Raw genomic sequence first — 24,412 nt, 5'->3', positions numbered from 1 at the left:
CGAAGCCTGGGGCTCCGGCCGGAGCGCCGGGGCGCGTGAAGCCGGGGCGGGCGGCGCCGGCTCCACCCGGGGCGCCGCCTGGACGCTGGAAGGCGCCTGGACGCTGGCCGAAACCGGTCGGGCGTGCAGCCTGGCCGGGTCCGCCGGGGCGCGGGGCACCCGGACGAGGTGCCGGAGGGCGCGGAATGTTGCTCGGGGTGGGGGTTGCCGGGCGTTGGCCCATTCCCTGCGCGCTTGCGAACGGGTTGTTCCCCGGACGCGGCGGCTGAGTCGGACGCTGGCCCATGCCCTGGTTGCTGGCGAACGGGTTGTTCCCCGGACGCGCTGCTCCTGGACGAGGCATTCCCGGCTTGACCGGCGTAGCCGATCCTGCCGTGGTCTTCGCTTCGGGAGTGTCGGTGCTCGGCTTTTCCGCGGCAGCAGCCTTGTCGGCCGCAGCGGCCTTCTCGGCGGCAGCGGCCTTCTCGGCGGCCTGGGTCTGGCGCTCGGCGACGGTGAGCGGCACGACCGGAAGGGGCGCAGCATCCGCTGTCGGAGCAGACTCGGCGACGACGGGCGCGACCGGTTCGGTTCGCGGCTTGGGGCCGGGACGAGCACCGGGCTTGGCCCCGTGGCTCGGACGGGCGGGCGTTGCCGTCGCGGCAGTACCAGCGGCAGCTGGCGCGGGCGTAGCAGCCTTGGCGGCCGCGCTTTCGACCTCGAGTGCAGCGCGAAGGCGACGCGCTACCGGCGGTTCAACACTGGAAGACGGTCCCTTGACGAACTCGCCCATTTCTTTCAATTTCGCAAGGGCTACCTTGCTGTCGACTCCGAGCTCGGTAGCGATCTCGTGTACGCGTGGTTTCGCAGCCACAATTCTCCTGTTCCGGGTCTGCACCCGGAAAGGGGCAGACCGTTAATAACGGACGGGTCTCATTTCGAGCCGCTCATTAGTTATCCATAAGCCAATTCAGCCTGTTCTCTAGTTGTTTCGCGTCCAGTGACCTGATCACGCGAAAGGCACGCCCGAAAGCGTGTCGCCTTACGGCGTCCTGAAAGCACGATTCACGGGCATGCAGCCACGCACCTCTACCGGGCATTGAGGCGGTTTCATCCACCACAATTTCTGAATCCCCAGCAACGATCCGCAAAAGTGAGGATCGAGGGGCGCGCGAACGGCAGCCAATACACGTTCTTACGGATCCCATCGTACCCCCTATTCGGCGTCCTCCAGAATACTGTCCGGCTGGATGTCGATTTTCGCGCCGGTGAGCTTGGCCGCGAGGCGAGCATTCTGGCCCTCTTTGCCGATCGCGAGCGAGAGCTGGTAGTCGGGCACGAGGGCACGAACAGCTTTGATCGACTCGTCGATCACATAGGCGCTCGTCACCTTGGCCGGAGACAGGGCGCTCGCGACGAAGGTCGCGAGGTCGGGTGAGAAGTCGACGATGTCGATCTTCTCGTTGTTCAGCTCAACGGTCACGGCGCGCACGCGCTGGCCGAGTTCGCCGATGCAGGCACCCTTGGCATTGACGCCGGGCTCGGTCGCGCGCACGGCGATCTTAGTGCGGTGGCCGGCTTCGCGGGCGAGCGACACGATCTCGACGACTCCGCTGGCGATTTCGGGTACCTCGAGTGCGAAGAGCTTGCGCACGAGCGATGGATGGGTGCGCGACACGGTGATCTGCGGCCCCTTGAGCCCGCGACCGACGGCCGTGACGAACACGCGAATGCGCGCGCCGTGCACGTAGGTCTCGGTGGGAACCTGCTCTTCGGGGGGCATGATCGCTTCGATGGTGCCGAGGTCGACGTGGATCATGCGCGGGTTCGGACCCTGCTGGATAATTCCGGCGACGATGTCACCCTCGCGGCCCTTGAACTCGCCGAGCACCGCGTCGTCGGCCAAGTCGCGCAGGCGCTGGTTGATGACCTGCTTGGCAGCGAAGGCCGCAATGCGACCAAAGTCGGTCGGGTTGTCGACGGCTTCGCCGATGACGTTGCCCTCGTCGTCGTGCTCGGGAATGTAAATATCCACATGCCCGGATTTGCGGTCAAGAACGACGCGCGCTTCGGGCACATCCTGGGTATCGTGCCTGGCTTCAGCAATCTTCGAAGCTTCAAGCTTCGTGACGTCTTGCTGGATGTGCTTGACGTAGGCGGTCAGAATCGCCTGTTCGATGATTCGCACGAGTTCCTCGAAGGGAATCTCTTTTTCGCGCTCCAATAGCCGCAAAACACTGAGGTCGATGTCCATGGCCGGCCTCCTCTATTCAGATCTTGCCGCCGCGAAACCGCGCAGCGGGCTGGATACTACGGTACCCGAAACTGCGGTGCCCCGTCACCCACCCGCCCGGGCTGGGCCGGTTCCGGCGGGTTCGCTACAGAGCGGATGCTGCCGGCTGGGCCGCCGGCAGCATCCGCTCTCGACAGAAGGGTTACGCGAAGTGCCTGGCGACGTCGGCGACGTCGATTTGCTCACGATCGCCGGTGCGGCGGTTCCACAGTTCGACGATGCCGTCGGTGGCGCCACGCCCCACGATGACGATCCACGGCACGCCGATAAGTTCGGCGTCGCCGAACTTGACGCCGGGCGAGACCTTGCGGCGGTCGTCGTAGAGTACCTCTCGGCCGGTGGCCTCGATCGCGGCGACGACGGCCTCTGCGGTGTGGAAGACGATCTCATCGCGCCCGGTGGCGATCACGTGCACATCGAACGGCGTGACCGATTCGGGCCAGATCAAGCCCTTTGCGTCGTTATTGAGTTCGGCGATGACCGCGAGGATGCGGGTCACGCCGATGCCATATGAGCCCATCGTGACGGTGACCAGCTTGCCGTTCTCGTCGAGAACCTTGAGGCCGAGCACCTCGGCGTACTTGCGGCCAAGCTGGAAGACATGCCCGATCTCCATGCCGCGGATGAGTTCGACCGCGCCGGTACCGTCGGGGGCCGGGTCGCCGGCGCGCACGTCGGAGGCCTCGACCACGTCGTCGATCGCGAAGTCGCGGCCGGCGACGAGGCCGAACACGTGGCGATTGTCTTCGTTGGCGCCGGTGATCCATTCGGTTCCGGCAACAACGCGCGGGTCCACCAGAAAGCGGATACCCGTGGTCGACTTCGCGCCGAGAACCGCGCCATCCGCGCTCCACGGGCCGATGTAGCCCTTGACCAGGCCGGGGTTCCTGGCGAAGTCGCCCTCGTTGGCGGCCTCGACCTCGGCGGGAGCGAACGCAACCTCGACCCGCTTGAGGTCGACCTCGCGGTCGCCGGGAACGCCGATCGCCACGAGTTCCCGCGTGCCGTCAAGGCTGGTCAGTGCGAGCACGACGTTCTTGAGGGTATCGGCCGCGGTCCACTCCCGGCCGTCGGGGCGGGGGTGTTCAAGGTTGGCTTTGTCGACCAGCGTCTGGATGGTCGGGGTGTTCGGGGTGTCGAAGACCTGCGCGGCGGGCAGCGCACTGAAATCGCGGCCTGCCGGAACGAGGGTGCGGAACGCCTCGATGTTCGCCGCGTAACCGCCCGCGCTGCGCACGAAGGTGTCTTCGCCGACGGGGGTGGGGTGCAAGAACTCTTCGCTCTTGGAGCCGCCCATCGCGCCGGCATCCGCTTGCACGATCTCGTACTCGAGGCCGAAGCGGGCGAAAATGCGCTCATAGGCATCGCGCTGCAGCTGGTAGCTGACATCGAGGCCGGCGTCGGTGTAGTCAAAGGAGTAGGCATCCTTCATGGTGAACTCGCGGCCGCGCAGCAGTCCGCCGCGCGAGCGTGCCTCGTCGCGGTACTTGTCCTGGATCTGGTAGATCGACAGCGGCAGGTCCTTATAGCTGCTGTACAGGTCTTTCACGAGCAGCGAGAAAACCTCTTCGTGGGTCGGCGCGAGCAGCATATCGGCGCCCTTGCGGTCTTTCAGGCGGAAGAGTCCCTCGCCGTATTCGTCCCAGCGGCCGGTCAGTTCGTAGGGCTCGCGGGGCAGCAGCGCCGGGAAGTGCACCTCGTGAGCACCGGCGGCGTGCATTTCTTCACGGATGATGCGCTCCACTTTTGCCTTCACCCGCAGGCCGAGCGGCAGCCAGGCAAAAATACCGGGAGCCTGGCGACGGATGTAGCCGGCCCGCACGAGCAGGCGGTGGCTGGTCACCTCGGCGTCGGAGGGGTCTTCGCGAAGGGTACGGAGGAAGTAGTTGGAAAGACGTGTAGGCACCCGTCTACCTTACGCGCGCGCCGCCATCCGCCTTACGCGCGCGCCGCCATCCGCTTCCCCACGGCAATGTAACCGCCCAGGAGACGCTACTTAGCGCCGACGGAGACCGTGGGGCTGCCGAGTTCGGCGGCCGGCATCTCGGCAGCGAGACGGTTGGCCTCTTCGATCAACGTTGCCACGATCTCGGACTCTGGCACGGTCTTGATGACTTCGCCGCGCACGAAGATCTGCCCCTTGCCATTGCCGCTCGCGACACCGAGGTCGGCCTCGCGGGCCTCGCCAGGTCCGTTGACGACGCACCCCATGACGGCAACCCGCAGCGGCACGGTCATGCCCTCGAGCCCGTCGGTGACATCGTTGGCGAGCTTGTAGACATCCACCTGGGCCCGGCCGCAGCTGGGGCAGGAGACGATCTCGAGCTTGCGTTCGCGCAGGTTGAGCGACTGCAGAATCTGCAGGCCCACCTTGATCTCCTCGACCGGCGGAGCACTGAGCGACACGCGGATGGTGTCGCCGATGCCCTCACCGAGCAGCAGACCGAACGCCGTTGCGCTCTTGATCGTGCCCTGAAAACTCGGGCCGGCCTCGGTCACTCCGAGGTGCAACGGCCAGTCGCCGCGCTCGGCGAGCAGACGGTAGGCCTTGACCATGATGACCGGGTCGTTGTGCTTGACCGAGATCTTGAAGTCGTGAAAGTCGTGCTCTTCGAACAGGCTCGCCTCCCAGACGGCGCTCTCCACGAGCGCTTCCGGGGTGGCCTTGCCGTACTTCTGCATGAGGCTCGGCTCGAGCGAACCGGCGTTGACGCCGATGCGCAGGCTGACGCCGGCCGCCTTAGCTGCGGCGGCGATCTTGCCGACCTGGTCGTCGAACTTGCGAATATTGCCGGGGTTCACCCGCACGGCTGCGCACCCGGCGTCGATCGCGGCGAAGACATAGTTCGGCTGAAAGTGGATGTCCGCGATGACCGGAATCTGGCTCTTCCGCGCGATGATCGGCAGGGCCTCGGCGTCATCGCGCGTCGGTACCGCGACGCGCACGATGTCGCAGCCGGTCGCCGTGAGTTCAGCGATCTGCTGGAGCGTCGCGTTGATGTTCGTGGTCGGGGTCGTCGTCATCGATTGCACGCTCACTTGAGCGTTGCCGCCGACCAAAACCTTTCCGACCTTGATTTGACGGGATTTACGTCTGGGAGCGAGTACCTCAGGTACTTTGGGCATCCCCAAGTTGATTGCAGCCACGCAACCAGCTTAGTTGTCGTAGTACCCAACAACCTGAATGCCCGTTCCGGATCACCGCGCCATCCGGGCCAGCAGCGCCTCCAGGAACGCCGCGGGGTGTTCGAGGTGCAGCGAGCGCCCGCAGTCGGCCAGGTCGACGATGCCGTTCGTGTTGCAGTGGCCGGGCGTCATGGTGTTGAGCACGCCGCTGCCGCCGGAAGCGAAGCCGGGCCAATTCTCGAACACGGTCGATCCCCCGGATGGTTTCCACTGCCGGTCGCCGTGGTCAGCATCGACTCCACCCAGATGTCGTCATGTTCCGAGCTGAACGATGGCTTGACGTCGGTGGTCTGGTAGACGGTGCGCGGGTTGGTCGGGTCGGAACCCCGATCATCGCTTGGCAGCCGGGCGACGAAAACGGAATTAGCCCCGTCACCGCCCGTGCGGCGACGGCGCTGTCCCGAGCCCCGTGAATATATCCGCGGCACGCCCCAATATGCTGGGAAGGTGGTATGCAGCACCTCATTGACAAAGGAGTCCCGATGACCGAAATCGACGTCGTAATCCTCGCCGGATCACGCACCCCGCAGGGTCGCGTGAATGGTCAGCTCTCGTCACTCACCGCCGTCGACCTCGGCACCGCCGCCATTGTCGGTGCCCTCGCCCGCGCGGGCGTGGTTCCGGAGCAGGTCGACTTCGTGCTCATGGGGCAGGTCCTGCAAGCCGGCTGCGGGCAGAACCCGGCCCGGCAGTCCAGCGTGGCTGCCGGCATCCCGTGGAGTGTGCCGGCCATGACGCTCAACAAGGTGTGTCTCTCGGGTCTGGCTGCGGTCATCGATGCCGCCCGCCTAGTGCGCCTCGGTGAAGCGGATGTCGTCGTAGCCGGTGGCCAGGAGTCCATGTCGCGGGCTCCCCACCTGCTGCCCGGATCCCGCCAGGGCTGGGCCTACGGAACCGTCTCCGCCCTCGACCACGCCGCCCACGACGGGCTCACCGACGCCTTCGACGGCCTCTCCATGGGCCTCTCGACCGAGCGCGCCAACGTGGAGCTCGGCCAGACCCGGCTCGAGCAGGACGAAATCGCAGCCGCCTCGCACCAGCGGGCCGCAGCGGCCGCAGCGAGCGACCTGTTCAGCGACGAGATCACCCCGATCAGCGTTCCTCAGCGAAAGGGTGAGCCGCTGCTGATCAGCACCGACGAGGGCGTGCGCGCCGAGAGCACGACCGAGACGCTCGGCCGGTTGCGCCCCGCCTTCGACCCGGCGGGAAGCATCACCGCCGGCAACGCCGCCCCCCTGAGCGACGGCGCAAGCGCGGTCGTCGTCACCAGCCGTGCCTGGGCCGAGAAGCACGGACTGCCGTGGCTCGCAGTGATCGAGGCGAGCGGTCAGGTCGCCGGTCCCGACAATTCTCTGCATTCCCAGCCGGCAAACGCCATCGGCCACGCCCTGAGCCGCCAGGGGTGGACAGTAGCGGACCTCGACCTGATCGAGATCAACGAGGCGTTCGCCTCGGTCGTCGCGCAGTCATCGAAGGTGCTCGGAGTATCCGCTGATGTCGTGAACATACACGGCGGTGGGATAGCGATCGGTCATCCGATCGGGTCGAGCGGTGGGCGCATCGCCCTGCATGCCGCGCTCGAACTGGCTCGGCGCGGCTCCGGCAAGGCCGCCGTCGCCCTGTGCGGCGGCGGAGGCCAGGGCGAAGCGCTGCTGCTGTCCCGGTAGCTGTCTGCTACCCGAAAAGGTTGATCGGTTTGACGATGTCCGCGTAGATGAGCAGCAGGCTCATGCCACCGAGCAGAACCACAACCGCGAGCGTGAGAGGCATGAGCTTGGCCATATCGACCGGCCCCGGGTCGGGCCGCTTGAACAGCTTCGCGAAGAATCGACGGATGCCTTCCCACAGCGCCCCGGCGACGTGGCCGCCGTCGAGCGGCAACAAGGGCACCAGGTTGAAGACGAACAGGGCGATGTTGAGCGAGCCGAGCAGGCCGAGCAGGCTCGCAACCTTGGAGGCGACCGGGATGGTATCGATGCTCGCGATTTCTCCGGCAACCCGGCCGACGCCGACCACGCTGATCGGACCGTTCAGGTCGCGCTCCCCCGGCCCGAACGCGGCATTGGCCACGGCCACGAGCCGGTCGGGGAGGTTGAGGATCACGTGCGCGACCCCGGCGATGTTATCGCCGACCGCGGGTAACACGGCCGTGGCCGGCTCTGGCACCAGCTCACTCGCCGCTCCGATGCCGACGAAACCGACCTGTTCGGTAACCGCCGCACCAGCGGTATCCGTCGTGATCTTGTTGTCGGCGGTGTAGACGTAGCGTTCGGTGAGTTTCGGGGCGAGGGAGAGGTTTACGTCGACGCCATCACGCTCGACGACCACGGCGAGGGTGCGCCCGGGTGCCTGGCGGATGATCTCGGTCGACTGTTCCCAGTTGGTGATGGCGGTTCCGCCGATGCTGACCAAGCGGTCGCCCGGCCGCAGCCCGGCAACGGCACCCGGTGAGGCTTCATCGGTGGCCGCGCAGGTTTGCCGGTCGCTCGAGGCGGGCAGCACACACTCGCTGACGCTGCCGATGGTCGTACTGATCTGTGGGGAGCCGAATCCCATCAGCAGAATGGCGTACATCACGATCGCGATGAGCAGGTTCATTGTCGGCCCGCCGAGCATGATGATGACACGTTTATAGACTGGTAGTCGGTAGAACGCGCGGTGGTCCTCCCCCGCGCCGATCGTCTCCGCGCTGGCCTGGCGGGCATCGTCGACCAGGGTCGACAGTGCGCTCGTCTTCTTCTCCGACGCACCCTCCTGCACCATCTGATCGAAGAATCCGGTCGTGGTACTGCGCGGAGCTCCGCCCTTCTTCGAGGGAGGGAACATTCCGATCATGGCGATATAACCGCCGAGAGGCAGCGCCTTGACGCCGTACTCCGTCTCGCCCCTAGTGCGGGACCAGATCGTCGGCCCAAAGCCGATCATGTACTGGGTAACCTTCACGCCAAACAGCTTCGCGGGCACGAGGTGGCCGATTTCATGCAGGCCGATTGACACGGCGAGACCGACTACGACGATCGCGACGCCAAGGATGAACAGCAATACGGTTTCCACTTTCGTAGAGTAACCGCACCAAGCTGCAAACCGGCTGGCTGTGACTGCCGACCACCCAATGAGGGGGTGCATGTGCTTTGCTAGAACACGGACGCATCAGGAGGTCCCCATGTCGCACGAAAACATTCCCACGCAACAGCTGCCTATTTCACCTCCCCTCGGCCCGGTCGGCGGCCTGTTAGTCGAACGTTTTGCCATCGAGAGCCTGATCGGCACCGGAGGGATGGCTTCCGTTTATCGGGCGACCGACACCGCGCTCGGCCGCACGGTTGCCGTCAAACTCTTTAAAGCGGATGGCGGTGCCTCCGAGCCCGAACGCCAGAGCGGTGAGATAGCACTTCTCGCAAGCCTGAACCATTTCGCCCTGGTCACCCTGTTCGATGCCGGCACCGCAACCGTCGACGGCGTCCCACGCACCTTTATCGTGATGGAACTCGTCGACGGCCCCGACCTGCGTACCCGCATCGGCGAAGGCCCGGTAGCCAGTGTCGACGTGGCCGGGATGGGCGCCGACCTCGCCGAAGCACTGCACTACGTGCACGAGCGAGGCATCATTCACCGGGACGTCAAACCGGCCAACGTCTTGCTGGCGCCGTCTGGTTTTCCCGGTCGCGGCATGCACGCCAAACTCGCCGACTTCGGCATTGCCCGGCTGCTCGACGAGACCCGCCTCACCGCGACCGGGTCGTTGATCGGCACCGCGAGCTATCTCAGCCCGGAGCAGGCCCTCGGCGGTGCCATCGGAGCGCCGACGGATGTCTACTCCCTCGGCCTGGTCCTGCTCGAGTGCCTCACCGGGGCGCGCGCGTACCCCGGAACCGCCGTGGAGTCGGCGATGGCGCGCCTGCAGCGGCAGCCGGAGATTCCGAGCACCCTCGGCCGGGACTGGTCAGAGGTACTCGCGGCCATGACTGCCCGCGATTCTGCCGACCGGCCCACGGCGGCCGAGGCTTCCCTGCTGCTGCGAGCGCTTGCCACCAGCGCTACCGCCGCCGTCACCGTCACCGCGCCCACCATGCTGTTGCCCGATTCGACCCCTGCGCCCACCCTGCTGCTACCGGACGTGCCTCCCGCGCCAACTCTGCTGCTGGCGGCTACCGACGCCGCCCCGACCGAGATTCTGAAAGCGGATGCTCCCGCCAGCACTCCCGCCAGCACTCCCGCCAGCACTCCCGCCGCCAGCGCCAGCGCAGGCCCGCCAATCAAGCCGCGCCGTCCCGCGAGCCGGCGGCTGCTTGTCTTCCTCGCTACCGGGTTCGCCCTGATCGCCATCGCTGCCCTGGTCATTCTCAACCCCGCCGATCCCGCCGCCGATAACACCGTGGTGCCACCGAGCTATCCGGCCGTCGACGGCACCCTCGGCACCCACCTTCAAGAGCTGCAAGAAAGTGTGAACCCGTGACTCGACGCAATCGTCTGACCCTGGCCGCCACCGTCGTCGTAGCCGTCGGGCTCCTCCTGCCCCTGGCTGGCTGCACGTCCGACCCTGTCGATCTGCAGGCCACCACGGCCGCGAATCTGCAGGGTGAGATCCTGGAGATCAGTGAGGCGGCAGCCGCCGGAGACTTCGCGACCGCCCAGTCGCTGCTCACGGCCATGCAGTCGAACCTGCGTACGGCGGCGGCTTCCGGCCAGGTCAGCTCCGAACGATCGGCAGCCATCCAATCCGCGATCAACCTGGTTCGCGACGACTTGACCGTTGAAATCGATGCCGCCATCGTTGCCGCCGAAGCGGCGGCGCAGGCAGCGGCCGCAGCAGCCGCCCTCGCCGAGAAGCAAAACCAAGAAAACGCCCAGGAGAATGCCGAGCAGGCACAGGAAGACGCCGAAAAAGCCAGGGACGCCGCGAAAAACGCCGCGGAAGACGCCAAGGAGGCCAGGGAGGACTGCCTCGAGGACCGGGATAGGGTCAAGGCCGGCGAGTGCAACTAGCGCGCGAGTGCCACCGGTTTGTTAATGTGCCGCGATCAGCGTATCGGCCGCAGCGCGCGCCCAACGTTCGGCATCGGCGAGCGACTCCCGGGTAAGCTCCGGCCCCTGTTCGTGGGTTTCGACCACGCGCAGCACCGTGTCGACGATGTCCAAAAAGCCGATACGCCCGGCGTGAAAAGCCGCAACGGCCTGCTCGTTGGCCGCATTGAACACCGCGGGGTAGGTGCCACCTATTCGACCGACCTTCTTAGCCAGTTGGACCGCCGGGAAGGCCGCGTCGTCGAGCGGCTCGAAGGTCCAGCTGTGCGGCACCGTCCAGTCGATTGGGGCGCCGACCGCGGCGACCCGGTTCGGCCAGTCCAGCCCGAGCGAGATCGGCAACCGCATGTCCGGGGGGCTGGCCTGCGCGATCGTTGAACCATCTACGAATTCGACCATCGAGTGCACCACGGACTGCGGGTGCACGACGGCGTCGATGCGGTCATATTCCACGTCGAAGAGCAGGTGCGCCTCGATGATCTCCAAACCCTTGTTGACAAGGGTCGCCGAGTTCGTCGTCACCACCAGGCCCATATTCCAGGTCGGGTGCGTGAGGGCCTGCGCCGGCGTGACCCGGGCAAGCTGCTCCCGCGTGAAACCGCGAAACGGCCCGCCGGATGCCGTCAGCACGAGTCGCCGCACCTCATGCCGGGTTCCAGCGAGCAATGCCTGTGCGATAGCGGAGTGTTCGGAATCGACGGGCACAATCTGGCCGGGCGCCGCGAGCGATTTCACCAGGTCACCGCCGACGATGAGCGACTCCTTATTAGCCAGGGCCAGAGTTCGACCGGCCTTCAGGGTCGCGAGCGTCGGACCCAGACCGACCGAACCGGTGATGCCGTTGAGCACGACGTCGGCGTCGATATCCCGCACGAGCTGCTCGGCAGCATCCGCTCCTAAAGCAGTGTGCTCGACCTGAAAGTTGAGGGCCTGCGCATCGAGCAGGTCACGGTTACTGCCGGCCGCGAGACCGACCACCTCGAACCGTTCCGGGTTTGCGCGAATGACGTCCAGGGCCTGGGTTCCGATCGAGCCCGTAGACCCGAGGATGATTACTCTCTGCACCCCTCCATGCTAGGTGCAGGGCGCGCGTGGCGTAGTGTCAACGGGTGACTGGTGCCAGAGCAGAACCCAAAGACGATGACGCGACCACCACCAGCGAGAGCGGTTCCGCGGCCGTCACCCCCGACGTTCCTGCCGATCTGCAGGGCGAACCGGACCGTGTGAAGCGTCCGGGATTCGTCTACTTTCTCGGCTATGGCATCATGGCACCCGTCGCTCGCGTCGTGTTTCGCCCACGCATCCTCGGCCGGGAGAACATTCCGGCCACCGGCCGGGTCATTCTGGCGAGCAATCACTTGTCCTTCATCGACAGCATCGTCATTCCGCTCGTCGCAACCCGACGGGTGCAGTTTCTAGCGAAGTCGACGTACTTCACCGGGACCGGCTTCAAGGGCTGGGTATCGCGCACGTTCTTCACCGCCATCGGCGCGATCGGCGTGGAACGCGGCGCCGGACAGGCCGCCCAGGCGGCCCTCGACGAGGGCCGGGCGGTGCTCGACGCCGAGGGCGCCTTCGCGATCTATCCGGAGGGAACGCGCTCACTCGACGGTCGTCTTTACAAGGGCCGCACGGGCGTCGCCTGGCTGGCCCTCACCACGGGCGCCGTCGTCGTTCCGGTCGGACTGATCGGAACGCAGGAGATCCAGCCGGTGGGCACCAAAGTGCCCCGTATCCGCAAGGTCACGGTCGCTTTCGGCGAGCCGCTCGACCTCAGCCACCACGGCCAGGCCACATCCGGCAAAGCCCGCCGGCAGGCCACGGATGAGATCATGGCCGCCATTCACGGCCTGTCCGGCCAGGACTTAGCCAATGCCTACAACGAATCCCCACCGGTCGGCACCCTGAATCGCCTCGCCCACCGGGTCTTTCCGCGCGAACGCCTGTAGCCGCGAGCTTTTCCTCGGTCGGCAGACCCGGCCGACCGTCTTAGGCTGGAGTAATGACTGCAACGTATTCGGTGCCCCAGCAACGCAAACTCGTGACGGTTCTTCCCGGCCCTAAGTCGGTTGAACTGCAGGCCCGCCGCGAGAAGACGGTCGCCCGCGGCGCCGGGACCCTCGCCAACATCTACATGGACCGCGGCGCGGGAGCCATTCTCGTCGACGTCGACGGCAACCAGATCATCGACCTCGGCTGCGGGATCGGGGTGACCACGATCGGTCACGCGCATCCGGAGGTCGCGGCTGCGGCATCCGCTCAGGCAGCGAAACTGACCCACACCCTGTTCACGGTCACGCCCTACGAGAACTATGTGGCGGTCGCTGAGAAGCTCGCGGAGATCACCCCCGGCGATTTCGAAAAGCGTTCGGTACTCGTCAACACCGGCGCTGAAGCGGTGGAGAACGCGGTGAAGATCGCCCGCAAGTTCACCGGTCGTCGTGCGATCGTGGCGCTCGACCATGCTTTCCACGGTCGCACCAACCTGACCATGACGATGACCTACCGGCCCTGGCCGGAACGCGCCGGGATGGGCCCGTTCCCCGGCGAGATTTACAGCGTGCCGACGAGCTACCCGTTCCGCGACGGCCTGAGCGGGCTCGAAGCGGCCGAGAAGACGATCGACTACATCAACACGCACATTGGAGCGACCGAGGTCGCGGCGTTCTTCGTCGAGCCGATCCAGGGCGACGGAGGCATCGTCATTCCTGCGCCCGGCTACTTCAAACGCATCCGCGAATTCTGCACCGAGAATGGCATCGTGTTCGTCGCCGACGAGATTCAGGCCGGCATCGCCCGCACCGGCGTCTGGTATTCCATCGAGCACCACGACGTCGTGCCCGATCTCGTCACGACGGCCAAGGGCATCGCTGGCGGTTTCCCGCTCGCGGCGGTCACCGGCCGCGCCGATATCATGGACTCCGTACAGCCCGGCGGCATCGGCGGCACCTTCGGCGGCAACCCGGTCTCGACCGCTGCCGCCCTCGCGGTGTTCAACCTGATCGAGCGGGATGACCTGCTCGGCGAGGCGAAGCGGGTCGAGGCCGCGCTCTGGGCGCGCATCGGCGACTGGGCCGAAAAGTTCTCCATCGTCGGCGAGGTGCGCGGCAAGGGTGCCATGTTCGGGGTCGAGCTCGTGCACCCCGGCACGAAGAAGCCCTACCCGGAAGCCCTCACCGCCGTGATCAAGCACGCCACCACGAACGGCGTCATTGCGTTGGATGCCGGCAGCTGGGATTCCGTGCTGCGCATCATGCCGAGTGTCGTGATCTCGGACGAGCTCATCGACGACGCCGCGACCGTGCTCGAAGACGCCCTCACCGCTCTCGTCGCCGCCTACCCCGCGTAACCGGCTCGGCGGTCGGTGTTTCCCGGTCAGGGCGGCTACGTGAGTGGGCTGGTCACGAGTCGCGTTGCGCAGCCGAGTTCGCCGGGCTGGAGCCCGGGAGCGGCGCCGCGTCGAGGTTGGTGCCCACCCCGCGAAGCACTCCGCCGCTACCTGGTCTGTGATGTCGATAAACTAATCGGCGGCAGGTCACTAGCCAACCGGCTGATGACCGCAAGCCCAGCGTGGGCCCGGGGCATCATTATCCGGCCGTCGGCGCAGCGGATGCCGTCGGTTCCGGTTGGAGCGTTGCTGGCGGCGTTGATGTCGGTTCCCTCACTTCGGGCACCCGCACCAGCGGCTGCACTTGGGCGTACGGGAACGGCGCTGGCGCGGCATCCGCTTGGTGAGCCTGGCCGAGATAGTCGTTGGCGTAGTCAATATCGCCGGATGAAACCAGCCGCAGCGGAAACACATTCCAACCGCCGCCCGCCGGAACCAACAGGCTCGGTACGACCATGTCCTGCTCCCCGACTGCATCGAGCTGGGGTAGGTAGTTTGTATTGGCCGGGTCGTTGACCACGTTGAGAGCTCGCCCGTCCTGGTCGAATAACTGCACGTCGGTAAGCGGCTGACCATCGGCGTCATAGGCGAACACGTTGGTCACTTCCTGGCCGCTCTGCACCAGTCCCGGAGTGACATACGGGCTGTAATCCACGTACGCGCTGTTCTGCGCACTGGCCTGATGGGCCGTGACGAACAACACCAACGGCAGCACCAGGACCGCGCACACGCTGACCACGGTTCGAAAGCCGGGGAGCCAGCGCCAGGGCAGCCACTGGCCGCGACCCCATTGCGCGCTCAGAACCACGAAGACCGTGAGGGCGAGCCAACGTATCGGGTCGGTCGGCACGGTGCTGATCGCGCCGCCCACCAAGACCTCCGCTACCGCATAAACGATCCAGCCGCGCAACACCCACCACAGCGGGCGAAACTCCAGCAGAAAGTCGAGTATCTGGCCACCGGCCGCGCTCGAGCGGATGCGCCGGGTCGCGCCAGCCCGCCCAGCACCAACCCGGATGCGCAGCCGGCGCAGCCACGGCACCCGAGCTGTGGCATTCGCTTCCCGCACGGGAAGCCCGGCAGCGCCGCGCAGTTCCTCGGCGTAGGCGACCGGATCACCGAGCTCGAAACCCGGCGAGGCCGAGCCGACGGCCTCGCCATCGGCCGCCTGCTCCGTCAGGTCGGCCTCGAGGCCGTCAGTGAGTTCATCGATGTCGTCGGTGGGCAGGTCGCTCAGGGCAGTTCGAACCGCGAGGGCGAAGTCGCGAATGGACTGGGTGGTCGTGGCGGTGTCGCTCATGAGTTGTCGCCGATCGTAGGTAGGTGGACGGAGGGCTGCGGCTTCTCGAGCAACCGGGTGAGCGTGCCGGCGAAGTGGGTCCAGTTCGCGCGCTGTTCGTCGAGCATGGCTCGGCCGTGCGGGTTCATTCCGTAGTATTTGCGGTGCGGTCCGCCGTCCGAGGGCACGACGTAGCTCGACAATGCTCCCGCGCTGTACAGCCGCCGCAGCGTGCCGTAAACCGAGGCGTCCCCAACCTCATCGAGCCCGGCGGCGCGCAACCGGCGGACAATGTCGTAGCCGTAGCCGTCGTCTTCGGCGATCACGGCCAATACGGCCATATCGAGCACCCCCTTGAGTAACTGGGTGGTATCCATGGCACCCCCTTTGATCGGTCGGCGCTCGCGCACGCCCTCAACGCATCCCACACTACTATGCAAACCGCACTACCGCGCCATGCCCAATCTTGGAAGCACTCGCGGAACCATGAGTTTCGGCCACCGAGTGGTGAGCTGGCGGCAATTTCCACGCTGAAATGGCCTCAAATTCACAGCCGACGGTGCGCTTCGCCTTCAATCACGGCTCGGACCGGCTTCGATCTTTTAGACGGTGGTGACCGGCTCGTGCCCGACCGGAAAGTTTATCGACGCTGCGATGAAGCATTCGCGAGCTGCTTCGACGTGCAGTGACTGCGCAAATTCAACCTGGGTCGGGTCGGTGATCGTGACACGCGGACGCAGGGTAGCAGATGCGAAACTACCTCCGCCGGCCGGGAGCTGCCGCAACGTGCCGATTGCGGAATCGGTATAGGCCACGACGGTCACACCGTTTTGCACCGCAACATGCAGGTAGGACAGCATGTGGCACTGGCTGAGCGCGGCGAGCAGCAACTCTTCCGGATTCCACCGTTCGGCATTGCCGTGAAAGGTCGGGTCGCTCGAACCCTTGATGACAGCCTTGACCTCGGCGCCCTTACCGAGCGGAGTGATCGTGTGCTGCCGGCCGTAGGCACGATAGCTGCTCGTACCGGTGCCCTGATTGCCCGTCCAGTCCACCCGTACCGCGTAATTGTGCTCGCCGATCATGGCTCCCCCTCGAGATTCGCTGTCTGGTTCATCAATTCTGACAGCACAACCAGCGTCGTGGGGAATGGGATCGGTAAAGTGGAGGCATCATGACTGACACCCTCACAAACTCCGCCACCGCTGCCGCTGCCGCCCCTTACGTGGTGACACAAGAACGAAAGATCCTCACCGCAATTCCCGGTCCGATCTCGGTGGCGTTGCATGAACGGCGCCGAGCGGTCGTCTCCGATGGTGTCAGCTCCATGCTGCCCGTCTACATCAAGAAGGCCAACGGCGCGATCGTCGTCGATGTCGACGGCAACCAGTTCATCGACCTTGGCGCCGGCATCGGCGTTACAACGATCGGCCACACCGAGAGCAGCGTCGTCGCGGCCGCCGTCGACCAGTCCCAGGACTTCATCCACACCCTGTTCACCGTCACCCCGTACGAAGAGTACGTGCGCGTCGCCGAGCTGCTCGCCGAGCATACCCCCGGAGATTTCCCGAAAAAGAGCGTGCTCATCAACTCCGGCGCCGAAGCCGTCGAGAACGGCGTGAAGATCGCCCGCAAGTTCACCGGCCGTCGCGCTGTCGCCGTGCTCGACCACGCCTACCACGGTCGCACCGTGCTGACCATGGCCATGAACTACAAGGCCATGCCATACGCCACCGGCTACGGTCCGCTGGCGAGCGATGTCTACCACGCGCCGAGCTCCTATCCCTATCACGACGGTCTGACCGGTGCCGAAGCGGCCGCGCGTACCGTCGCCTACCTCGACAAGGTGATCGGGGCGAGCGACCTGGCCTGTCTCGTAGTCGAACCCATCCAGGGCGAGGGCGGATTCATGGTGCCAGCGGATGGCTACCTCCCGGCCCTGCAGGACTGGTGCACCATCAACGGTGTCGTCATGATCGCCGACGAGATTCAGAGCGGCATGGCCCGTTCTGGCAAGTACTTCGCGAGCGAGCACTTCGGCTGGATCCCCGACCTCGTGCTCACTGCCAAGGGCATCGCGGGCGGTTTCCCGCTCGCCGCCGTCACGGGCCGGGCCGAAATCATGGATGCCTCCCAGCCCGGCGGCCTTGGCGGCACCTTCGGTGGCAACCCTGTCTCCTGCGCCGCCGCGATCGCCGTTTTCGACGCCATCGAGGCCAATAACCTGCTCGGCGAGGCCCGACGCATCGAGAAGTCCCTCACCGCGGGCCTGACCACGCTGAAGAACAAATACGACATTATCGGCGAGATTCGCGGGCACGGTGCCATGATGGCGATCGAGCTCGTGCAGCCGGGAACCGGTGACACCACAAAGACCCCCAACGCTGCCGCAGTGAGCGCCATCTCGACCTACGCAGGCCAGCACGGCGTGCTGCTGCTCACAGCCGGCACCTACGGCAATGTGCTGCGTTTCCTGCCGAGCCTCGCGCTGTCCGATGCGCTGATCGCCGACGCTCTCTCGGTGATCGACGACGCCATGGCCGCCCACGCTGCCGCCCTCACCGCGCAGACGCACTGACGCCGTGACGGAAACCTTCACGGTCGACGACTCCGTCGAGCTCGCCGTCGTCGAGCGCAGCGGCTTCGTCGAGTCCCGCCACGCCGGTTCGGCGATCGTGCTCGGCACCAATGGTGAGGTGTTGCGCACGCTCGGCGACGTGATCAGCCCGGTCTTCCCGCGCTCGGCTATGAAACCGTTCCAGGCCGTCGCCGTCATGGCGAGCGGCGTCGACCTGCGGGGAGCGGATGCCGCCATCGCCACCGCGAGTCACAGCGGCACCGCAGCCCACATCGATCTCGTTCGCGGGCTACTCAGCCGGGCCGGAGTGCCCGAAACGGCACTCGCCTGCCCGGCGGCCTGGCCGATCGACTCCGCTGCCCGCGACACCCTCGTACGCCTCGGCGCTGGCAAGGCTCCGGTCTACATGGAGTGCTCGGGCAAGCACGCGGCGATGCTCGTCGCGTGCCAGCAGAACGGCTGGCCGATCGAGGGCTACCTGGCGCCGGAGCATCCGCTGCAAAAGCGCATTCTGGACGTGCTCGAGCGCTTCACCGGCGAACGACCGACGGCTTCGGGCATCGATGGCTGCGGCGCACCGGTGCACGCGATCTCCCTCACCGGGCTGGCCCGTGGAATCGCGCGCATCGCCACAAGCAAGTCCAACTCACCGTTCGCGATCTACCGCGAGGCCGGCTTTCTTGCCGAAGCGGTACGCGGCAACGGCTGGGTCGTGGCCGGCGCCGGCCATTCCGACAGCATCGTGATCGACCGGCTCGGCCTGTTCGTGAAGGGTGGAGCGGAGGGCATCATGGTCGCCGCCGCCGAGAACGGCACGACCGTGGCGCTGAAGATTCTCGACGGCAACCTGCGCGCCGCAGCGGTGGTCGCACTGGGCCTGCTCGCCGACGCGGGCGCCATCTCGCGAACGGATGTCGCAGAGTTGCTGCCCGAGCTCGGCCTCACCGTCACCGGCGGCGGCCAGCCGGTCGGAGAGATTCGCGCGAGCTACGTCTAGTCGGTTCGGCCACGGGCGCGACACGGCATCCGTGCTCAGCGCTCTGCGTGTGGGTCGCCGTCACGGCGACACCTGCTCCACGCAGGTACCGGGCCGCGCTAAGGCCACAACTGGTGGCCGCCGGCCGGCCGCCAGGTTGACCAGCGGGTCCAAGTTTCAGGTGGGACCGAATCGGTCAACTCAGCTTTGCCAGCCGTCTGGCCTTGGCTGCGCCGGACACCTGCACCGTCACAACCACGATGATCGCGATAATGAACACCGCAGAAGCGAGCACATTGGCTTCCGCCGGGATACCGCGCGCCGCCGAGATATAAATGTACTTCGGGAACGTCGACACCGCACCGGAGTTGAAGTTCGTGATGATGAAATCGTCGAAGGACAACGCGAACGACAATAGGGCAGCCGCCAGAATGCCGGGCAGCAGCAGCGGGAACGTGATGCGTGCGAAGACTTGCGCGGCCGAACCGTACAGGTCTCGACCGGCCTCTTCCAGCGCCGGATCGAGACTCGCGACGCGCGCCTTGACCGTGACCACGACGAAGCTGATGCAGAACATGGTGTGCGCGAGGATGATCGTCAGCATGTCCTTCGGCACCCCCACCGACAAGAACTGGGCCGCCAACCCGGCGCCGAGCACTACCTCCGGGGTGGCCATCGGCAAGAACAGGAGCAGGCTGGTCTGCGACCGAAACTTGAACCGGTAACGAACGATCGCTATGGCGATCATGGTGCCGAGGGTAGTCGCCAGAACTGTGGCGACGGCTCCGATGAACAGGCTGTTGCCGAAGGCCTGGCAGACTGCCCCGTTTTGCACGTTGCAGACGTTGAACCACTTATCGAGGGTGAAGCCCTGCCAGGTGATATTCGATTTCTGGGAGTCGTTGAACGAGTAGAGAAAGGTATAACCGATGGGGATCATGAGGAACAGCAGTGCCAGGCCGCTGTAGACGGGCAGCAACCATTTGCCGAGTGAGAGTCTCACAGCAGTTCCTCCGTTCCGGATCGTTTGACGTAGATACTGACGATCACGAGAATCACGGTCATCAGGATGATCGACAGTGCCGCGGCGGCGGGAAAGTTTTGCAGCACCAAGAAGTTGGCCTCGATGACGTTGCCCATCATCTGAGTGCCGGTTCCACCGAGGAAGTCCCGACTGGCGTTGATGTAGTCGCCGGCGGCGGGAATGAAGGTGAGCAGGGTTCCCGCCACGATGCCGGGCATGGACAGCGGAATGGTGACCTTGCGGAACACGTGGAACGGGCTCGCGTAGAGATCGCTGCCGGCCTCGAGGTAGCGCACGTCGAGCCGTTCCAGCGTCGTGTACAGCGGCAGGGTCATGAACGGGATGAAGTTGTAGGTCAGGCCGAAGATGACCGAAAAGGCGGTGCCGGTCACGTGGGCTTCCGGCCCGAGCAGCGACAGTGCTTTCAGCGACTGCACGACGAAGGATTCGTCCGAGAACAGCTGCTTCCAGGCCAGGGTGCGCAGCAGAAAGCTGATGAAGAACGGCGCGATCACGAGCACGAGCATGAGGCTCTGCAGGAGCGGCCATTTGCGAGCCTTGACCCCGATGAAATAGGCCAGCGGGTAGCTGATCAGCAACGCGAAAAACGTCGCGGTGAGCGCATAGCTGAACGATCGCACAATGTGCGGCCAGTAGGTCGTGACGACTTCGACATAGTTCTGCCAGCGAAAAGCGTAGTCGAACTGGCCGATGTCGCCGAACTCCCGCGGCGCCTGGAACGACGTCAGCAGCAGCGACACGAGCGGAGTGAGAAAAAACAGCACCAGATAGAGGATGCCCGGCAACAGCAGGAACAGCGCCACCGGACTGCGACGTCGAACGATCGGGTCGGTCGTGGAGGACGGCGTCGTCGAAGAAAACGCGGCGAAGGCCATCGCTAGGCCTCCTCAAGCTCCGTCAGGAGCGACGACCGTCGCTGCTGTGCGATGGTCTTGGTGTCCAGGTCTGCCTCGAACCGCGGGGCGTCCGCCGGATCGTCGTCGAGCCCGAAGCCGTGGTCGACATTCCAGCTGAGCCAGACCTCTGCACCGACGTGCGCAGCCGGGCCGAAGGCCATGTTCTGGGCGAATACGACCAGGGTGCCGACTCCGGGCACGGCTACGAGGTACTGGGTGCTGACCCCGCTGAACGACACGTCGATGACCGAGCCAGGGCCCATCACGTTGCGGCCGGCATCATGGGTCGGCGCGACGGCGTGCAGGGTGAGCTTTTCGGGTCGCACCCCGATCGTGACCTCGCCCGACACCCGGTGTGCGCGCTCCAAAGGCACTACGACCTTCTGCCCCGACACGTCAACCGCGATGGCGGTACTCGTGGTGGAGACGACCGGGCCGGTGAACAGGTTGGACTGGCCGAGAAAGTTAGCGACGAAAGCTGTCTTGGGCAGTTCGTAGAGCTGCTGCGGTTCGCCCATCTGCTCGATACGGCCCTTGTTCATGACGGCGATGGTGTCGGCCATGGTCATGGCCTCCTCCTGGTCGTGGGTCACGTGCAGAAAGGTGAGGCCGACCTCTTCCTGAATGGTTTTCAGCTCGAGCTGCATTTGACGCCGCAGCTTCAGGTCCAGTGCACCGAGCGGCTCGTCGAGCAGCAGCAGCGCGGGCCGGTTGACGATGGCGCGGGCCAGTGCCACCCGCTGCTGCTGGCCGCCGGAGAGCTGTTGTGGTTTGCGGTGGGCGAGGTGATCGAGCTCCACAAGGTGCAGCGCCTGGTGTGCTTTGGCTACCGGGTCGCCGATCTTGCGTCGGCGTAGCCCAAATGCGACGTTCTCCAACACGGTCATGTGCGGAAACAGAGCGTAGCTCTGGAACACGGTATTGACCGGGCGCTGAAAGGATTTCTGATTCGTGACGTCCGTTCCCCCAATCAGGATGTGGCCGCTCGTGGGTTCTTCCAGTCCGGCGACGAGGCGCAGTGTCGTCGTCTTGCCGCAGCCCGAGGGGCCGAGCAGGGCGAAGAACGACCCGGCTGGAATGGTGAGGTTGAGATTTTCGATGGCGGTGAACCCGGGGAACCGTTTCTCGATGCCGACCAGTTCCAGGTCGGCCCCACGATCAGCGAACGCACCGACGGCCATCAGGCTGCACCCAGCAGGATCGCCTGGAACTGTGCGTTGAAGGTCTGTTCTTCGCTGCCGTCAAGGCCACGAAAGACGTAGGCGTTGGCGAGGGTGGCGTCGTCGGGGAAGATCAGCGAATCTTCGGCCAGGGTCGGGTCGATAGCCATCATCGCTTCCTTGGCACCGACGACCGGGGTGATGTAGTTGACGTACGCGGCGACCTCCGCAGCAACGGCCGGGTCGTAGTAGTAGTTGATGAGTTTTTCGACGTTTTTCTTGCCGGGCGATCCGATCGGCACCACGAAGTTATCGTTCCACAGCGTGCCGCCCTTTTCGGGAACGACGAACCCCCACTTGTCGCCGTTTTCGGCGTTCAGCTGCACGATGTCGCCGGACCAGACGATGGCGGCGAGGGTGTCTTCGTTGGCGAGGTCTTCCTTGTAGGAGTTGCCCTTGATATTGCGGATCTGGCCGTCGGAGACCTGTTTCTTGAATTCGTCGATGGCGGCGGTGAATTCCTCTGCGCCCCAGGTTCCCGAGATGTCGACACCCTGGTCGAGCATGATCAGGCCCATCGTGTCGCGCATTTCCGAGAGCACACCGACGCGACCCTTCAGTTCCGGCGCCCAGAGGTCTTCGACAGAGGCCAGGCCCTGCGGATACTTTTCCTTGTTCCAGGCTAGCCCGGCGAACCCGCCCTGCCACGGCACGCTCATGGCACGACCCGGGTCGAAGTCGACGTCCTGCAGCGACGGCAGGAGGTTGGCGAGGTTGGGAATGTTGGCGTGGTCGAGCTCCTGGGTATAACCAAACCGGATCATGCGACTGACCATCCAGTCGGTCAGGCACACGGCATCGGCACCGATGTCGTCGCCGAGGGCGAGCTGGTCTTTCACCTTGCCGTAGTAGGAGTTGTTGTCGTCGACGGCTTCGGTGTACTTGACCGAGAGGCCGGTCTGCGCCTTGAACGCGTCGAGGGTGGGATAATTACCGGCATCGTCAACGTCCACGTAGAGGGCCCAGTTGTCCCACCGAATGGTCTTATCCGCGGCTGAGGTGTCAGTGGCAGCGGTGGGTTTGACCGCGGCGCCGGAGGAGCAGGCGGCGAGCGCGAGGGCCGTGGCACCGGCACCGGCACCGGCCAGGAGAGAGCGGCGACCCATCTGGGCGTTTTGCGCCTGACGGATGAGTTGGCGAATCATGGGATCGGCGGGCAGCGGCTTGGACTTCTTCATGGTTCTCCTAGCATTCTGGGCACGCGCAGGGTCTAGACTCGCGGCGTTGCGAGTTGGTCGATAATTGCACATATCGGTGGTGGAAACACCCGAAAGAGCTCAAAACATTGATCTTGCAATCGATTTGTCACGAAATCAGCACAAACTCGCCACACTCGCCTTCGAAATCGTCGGTTCGTACAAGACTAGGGTGGTGGCGGGCAGCTGCGCTGACCACCTAGGTACAGGAGCACTCTTCGAGAGAGGGGCACCATGCGCATTGCCATCCCCACCGAGGTCAAAAACAATGAGTTTCGGGTTGCGATCACCCCGGCGGGGGTGCACGACCTCGTATTGCACGGTCACGAGGTTCTCGTGCAGGCCGACGCCGGCGTCGGTTCTTCAATCGGTGATCAGCAGTATGCCTCGGCCGGTGCGACGATTCTGCCGGACGCCGCGAGCATCTGGGCAGCCGCCGATCTGCTACTCAAGGTCAAGGAACCCGTAGCGAGCGAGTACGGCTATTTTCGCGCCGACCTCGTTCTGTTCACCTACCTGCACCTCGCGGCCGAACCCGAGCTGACCCGGGCACTACTCGATAGCGGTGTCACAGCGATCGCCTATGAGACCGTGCAGTTGCCGTCGCGGTCCCTGCCTCTGCTGGCGCCGATGAGTGAGGTCGCCGGACGCCTCGCGCCGATCGTCGGAGCCAATGCCATGCTCAAGCCGAACGGCGGCCCCGGCCTGTTGGTACCCGGCGTTCCCGGTACCCATCCGGCGAAGATCGTCGTGCTCGGCGGTGGTGTCGCGGGCACCGCCGCGATGCAGATGTCGCTTGGCCTCGGCGCCGAGGTGACCGTGCTCGACACCAACCTGTTCCGGCTGCGCGAGATCGACGCGCTGCACTTCGGCCGGGTAAAGACGATCGCCTCGAACAGCTTCGAAATCGATAAGGCCGTATCGGAGGCCGACATGGTGATCGGCTCGGTGCTGATTCCGGGTGCCAAGGCACCCAAACTGGTCAGCAACGAACTCGTGTCGCGGATGAAAGCGGGAAGCGTGCTCGTGGATATCGCCGTCGACCAGGGAGGGTGCTTCGCTGACAGCCATCCGACCACGCACGCTGATCCCACGTTCACCGTGCACCAGTCCTTGTTCTACTGCGTCGCAAACATGCCCGGTGCCGTGCCGCACACGTCCACCTATGCCCTGACGAACGCCACGCTGCCCTATGTGCGGGCCCTCGCTACCCTCGGATGGGTCAACGCGCTGCGCGCGGACGCCGCGCTTGCCCAGGGGCTCAATACCTTCGCCGGTCGGCTGACCAGTGCTCCCGTGGCGCTCGCCCACGGATTGCCGTACCGGCCGGTGGCCGAGGTTCTGCTGTAGC

23 protein-coding genes are annotated in these 24,412 nt (G+C 65.3%); 8 read left to right on the top strand and 15 right to left on the bottom strand.

Annotation, left to right across the window (positions count from 1 at the left end; genetic code table 11):
- From E3T47_RS09640 to E3T47_RS15905, 6 genes are all read right to left on the bottom strand, one after another.
- The coding region (locus E3T47_RS09640; protein ID WP_174844664.1) for a translation initiation factor IF-2 N-terminal domain-containing protein at positions 1-853 on the bottom strand (853 nt) is incomplete at its 3' end.
- A gap of 76 nt (positions 854-929) precedes the next feature.
- The gene (locus E3T47_RS09635) at positions 930-1,187 is read right to left on the bottom strand and encodes a YlxR family protein (RefSeq protein WP_134555859.1); all 258 of its coding nucleotides are present in this window, start codon (positions 1,185-1,187) and stop codon (positions 930-932) included.
- Positions 1,188-1,195: 8 nt separating this feature from the next.
- Positions 1,196-2,233 carry a transcription termination factor NusA gene (gene nusA / locus E3T47_RS09630; protein ID WP_134555858.1) on the bottom strand — a complete coding sequence of 346 codons (1,038 nt, stop codon included), beginning with the start codon at positions 2,231-2,233 and terminating at the stop codon, positions 1,196-1,198.
- Positions 2,234-2,414: 181 nt separating this feature from the next.
- Positions 2,415-4,178 carry a proline--tRNA ligase gene (locus E3T47_RS09625; protein ID WP_134555857.1) on the bottom strand — a complete coding sequence of 588 codons (1,764 nt, stop codon included), beginning with the start codon at positions 4,176-4,178 and terminating at the stop codon, positions 2,415-2,417.
- An 86-nt stretch (positions 4,179-4,264) separates the two neighbouring features.
- A complete protein-coding gene (gene ispG / locus E3T47_RS09620; protein WP_174844663.1) occupies positions 4,265-5,419 on the bottom strand; it encodes a flavodoxin-dependent (E)-4-hydroxy-3-methylbut-2-enyl-diphosphate synthase in 1,155 nt (384 codons plus the stop codon).
- A gap of 51 nt (positions 5,420-5,470) precedes the next feature.
- Positions 5,471-5,644, bottom strand: coding sequence for a hypothetical protein (locus E3T47_RS15905; protein ID WP_166805681.1), 174 nt, complete (start codon positions 5,642-5,644; stop codon positions 5,471-5,473).
- 296 nt (positions 5,645-5,940) lie between these two features.
- Between E3T47_RS15905 and E3T47_RS09615 the strand changes: the two genes are divergently transcribed.
- Positions 5,941-7,125, top strand: coding sequence for an acetyl-CoA C-acetyltransferase (locus tag E3T47_RS09615; protein ID WP_134555856.1), 1,185 nt, complete (start codon positions 5,941-5,943; stop codon positions 7,123-7,125).
- 7 nt (positions 7,126-7,132) lie between these two features.
- Here the strand turns inward: E3T47_RS09615 and E3T47_RS09610 are convergent, their stop codons facing one another.
- The gene (locus E3T47_RS09610) at positions 7,133-8,512 is read right to left on the bottom strand and encodes a M50 family metallopeptidase (RefSeq protein WP_166805680.1); all 1,380 of its coding nucleotides are present in this window, start codon (positions 8,510-8,512) and stop codon (positions 7,133-7,135) included.
- A 109-nt stretch (positions 8,513-8,621) separates the two neighbouring features.
- Here E3T47_RS09610 and E3T47_RS09605 point away from each other — a divergent pair, with 109 nt between their 5' ends.
- The gene (locus tag E3T47_RS09605) at positions 8,622-9,914 is read left to right on the top strand and encodes a serine/threonine-protein kinase (RefSeq protein WP_134555854.1); all 1,293 of its coding nucleotides are present in this window, start codon (positions 8,622-8,624) and stop codon (positions 9,912-9,914) included.
- Positions 9,911-10,444: a mucin-associated surface protein gene (locus E3T47_RS09600; protein WP_134555853.1), complete on the top strand. Its 534-nt coding sequence runs from the start codon at positions 9,911-9,913 to the stop codon at positions 10,442-10,444. Before E3T47_RS09605 ends, E3T47_RS09600 begins: the two co-directional genes overlap by 4 nt.
- Positions 10,445-10,465: 21 nt before the next feature.
- Here E3T47_RS09600 and dxr read toward each other — a convergent pair whose 3' ends face one another.
- Positions 10,466-11,548 carry a 1-deoxy-D-xylulose-5-phosphate reductoisomerase gene (gene dxr / locus E3T47_RS09595; RefSeq protein ID WP_134555852.1) on the bottom strand — a complete coding sequence of 361 codons (1,083 nt, stop codon included), beginning with the start codon at positions 11,546-11,548 and terminating at the stop codon, positions 10,466-10,468.
- Between the two features lie 44 nt (positions 11,549-11,592).
- On the opposite strand from dxr, the gene E3T47_RS09590 reads away from it, so the two are divergent.
- Positions 11,593-12,432 carry a lysophospholipid acyltransferase family protein gene (locus tag E3T47_RS09590; protein ID WP_422386482.1) on the top strand — a complete coding sequence of 280 codons (840 nt, stop codon included), beginning with the start codon at positions 11,593-11,595 and terminating at the stop codon, positions 12,430-12,432.
- 53 nt (positions 12,433-12,485) lie between these two features.
- A complete protein-coding gene (locus tag E3T47_RS09585) occupies positions 12,486-13,832 on the top strand; it encodes an aminotransferase class III-fold pyridoxal phosphate-dependent enzyme (RefSeq protein WP_134555851.1) in 1,347 nt (448 codons plus the stop codon).
- 238 nt (positions 13,833-14,070) lie between these two features.
- Here E3T47_RS09585 and E3T47_RS09580 read toward each other — a convergent pair whose 3' ends face one another.
- The 3 genes from E3T47_RS09580 to E3T47_RS09570 form a co-directional block, all read right to left on the bottom strand.
- Positions 14,071-15,171 carry a hypothetical protein gene (locus E3T47_RS09580; RefSeq protein WP_134555850.1) on the bottom strand — a complete coding sequence of 367 codons (1,101 nt, stop codon included), beginning with the start codon at positions 15,169-15,171 and terminating at the stop codon, positions 14,071-14,073.
- Positions 15,168-15,527 carry a PadR family transcriptional regulator gene (locus E3T47_RS09575; RefSeq protein WP_134555849.1) on the bottom strand — a complete coding sequence of 120 codons (360 nt, stop codon included), beginning with the start codon at positions 15,525-15,527 and terminating at the stop codon, positions 15,168-15,170. Before E3T47_RS09575 ends, E3T47_RS09580 begins: the two co-directional genes overlap by 4 nt.
- 225 nt (positions 15,528-15,752) lie before the next feature.
- A complete protein-coding gene (locus E3T47_RS09570) occupies positions 15,753-16,235 on the bottom strand; it encodes an OsmC family protein (protein WP_134555848.1) in 483 nt (160 codons plus the stop codon).
- Between the two features lie 89 nt (positions 16,236-16,324).
- On the opposite strand from E3T47_RS09570, the gene gabT reads away from it, so the two are divergent.
- Together gabT and E3T47_RS09560 are read left to right on the top strand one after the other, a co-directional pair.
- Entirely contained in the window at positions 16,325-17,728 is a 1,404-nt protein-coding gene (gene gabT, locus E3T47_RS09565; protein WP_134555847.1) for a 4-aminobutyrate--2-oxoglutarate transaminase, read from the top strand.
- Positions 17,729-17,732: 4 nt separating this feature from the next.
- The gene (locus E3T47_RS09560; protein WP_134555846.1) at positions 17,733-18,725 is read left to right on the top strand and encodes an asparaginase; all 993 of its coding nucleotides are present in this window, start codon (positions 17,733-17,735) and stop codon (positions 18,723-18,725) included.
- Between the two features lie 175 nt (positions 18,726-18,900).
- Here the strand turns inward: E3T47_RS09560 and E3T47_RS09555 are convergent, their stop codons facing one another.
- Genes E3T47_RS09555 through E3T47_RS09540 form a run of 4 tightly spaced genes read right to left on the bottom strand, consistent with a single transcriptional unit; the run spans position 18,901 to position 23,043 of the window.
- A complete protein-coding gene (locus E3T47_RS09555; RefSeq protein WP_174844662.1) occupies positions 18,901-19,707 on the bottom strand; it encodes an ABC transporter permease in 807 nt (268 codons plus the stop codon).
- Positions 19,704-20,624, bottom strand: coding sequence for an ABC transporter permease (locus E3T47_RS09550; RefSeq protein ID WP_134555845.1), 921 nt, complete (start codon positions 20,622-20,624; stop codon positions 19,704-19,706). Before E3T47_RS09550 ends, E3T47_RS09555 begins: the two co-directional genes overlap by 4 nt.
- Positions 20,625-20,626: 2 nt before the next feature.
- Positions 20,627-21,826, bottom strand: a complete 1,200-nt coding sequence (locus tag E3T47_RS09545) for an ABC transporter ATP-binding protein (RefSeq protein WP_134555844.1) — start codon at positions 21,824-21,826, stop codon at positions 20,627-20,629.
- Positions 21,826-23,043, bottom strand: a complete 1,218-nt coding sequence (locus tag E3T47_RS09540) for an ABC transporter substrate-binding protein (RefSeq protein WP_134555843.1) — start codon at positions 23,041-23,043, stop codon at positions 21,826-21,828. Before E3T47_RS09540 ends, E3T47_RS09545 begins: the two co-directional genes overlap by 1 nt.
- Positions 23,044-23,295: 252 nt before the next feature.
- Between E3T47_RS09540 and ald the strand changes: the two genes are divergently transcribed.
- On the top strand, positions 23,296-24,411 hold the full coding sequence (gene ald / locus E3T47_RS09535; RefSeq protein WP_134555842.1) for an alanine dehydrogenase: 1,116 nt from the start codon (positions 23,296-23,298) through the stop codon (positions 24,409-24,411).
- Position 24,412: the final 1 nt, after the last annotated feature.

The organism is Cryobacterium ruanii (genome assembly GCF_004404055.1).
Lineage (GTDB): Bacteria > Actinomycetota > Actinomycetes > Actinomycetales > Microbacteriaceae > Cryobacterium > Cryobacterium ruanii.
The sequence above is the reverse complement of the archived record's forward strand: the minus strand, read 5'-3'. Positions and strand labels throughout refer to the sequence as shown.

Excerpts from the sequence above, each read along its gene's own strand:
- E3T47_RS09635 (WP_134555859.1), bottom strand. The coding sequence starts at position 1,187 with ATGGGATCCGTAAGAACGTGTATTGGCTGCCGTTCGCGCGCCCCTCGA.
- nusA (WP_134555858.1), bottom strand. The coding sequence starts at position 2,233 with ATGGACATCGACCTCAGTGTTTTGCGGCTATTGGAGCGCGAAAAAGAG.
- E3T47_RS09615 (WP_134555856.1), top strand. The coding sequence starts at position 5,941 with ATGACCGAAATCGACGTCGTAATCCTCGCCGGATCACGCACCCCGCAG.
- E3T47_RS09605 (WP_134555854.1), top strand. The coding sequence starts at position 8,622 with ATGTCGCACGAAAACATTCCCACGCAACAGCTGCCTATTTCACCTCCC.
- E3T47_RS09585 (WP_134555851.1), top strand. The coding sequence starts at position 12,486 with ATGACTGCAACGTATTCGGTGCCCCAGCAACGCAAACTCGTGACGGTT.
- E3T47_RS09580 (WP_134555850.1), bottom strand. The coding sequence starts at position 15,171 with ATGAGCGACACCGCCACGACCACCCAGTCCATTCGCGACTTCGCCCTC.
- E3T47_RS09575 (WP_134555849.1), bottom strand. The coding sequence starts at position 15,527 with ATGGATACCACCCAGTTACTCAAGGGGGTGCTCGATATGGCCGTATTG.
- E3T47_RS09570 (WP_134555848.1), bottom strand. The coding sequence starts at position 16,235 with ATGATCGGCGAGCACAATTACGCGGTACGGGTGGACTGGACGGGCAAT.
- gabT (WP_134555847.1), top strand. The coding sequence starts at position 16,325 with ATGACTGACACCCTCACAAACTCCGCCACCGCTGCCGCTGCCGCCCCT.
- E3T47_RS09550 (WP_134555845.1), bottom strand. The coding sequence starts at position 20,624 with ATGGCCTTCGCCGCGTTTTCTTCGACGACGCCGTCCTCCACGACCGAC.
- E3T47_RS09545 (WP_134555844.1), bottom strand. The coding sequence starts at position 21,826 with ATGGCCGTCGGTGCGTTCGCTGATCGTGGGGCCGACCTGGAACTGGTC.
- E3T47_RS09540 (WP_134555843.1), bottom strand. The coding sequence starts at position 23,043 with ATGAAGAAGTCCAAGCCGCTGCCCGCCGATCCCATGATTCGCCAACTC.
- ald (WP_134555842.1), top strand. The coding sequence starts at position 23,296 with ATGCGCATTGCCATCCCCACCGAGGTCAAAAACAATGAGTTTCGGGTT.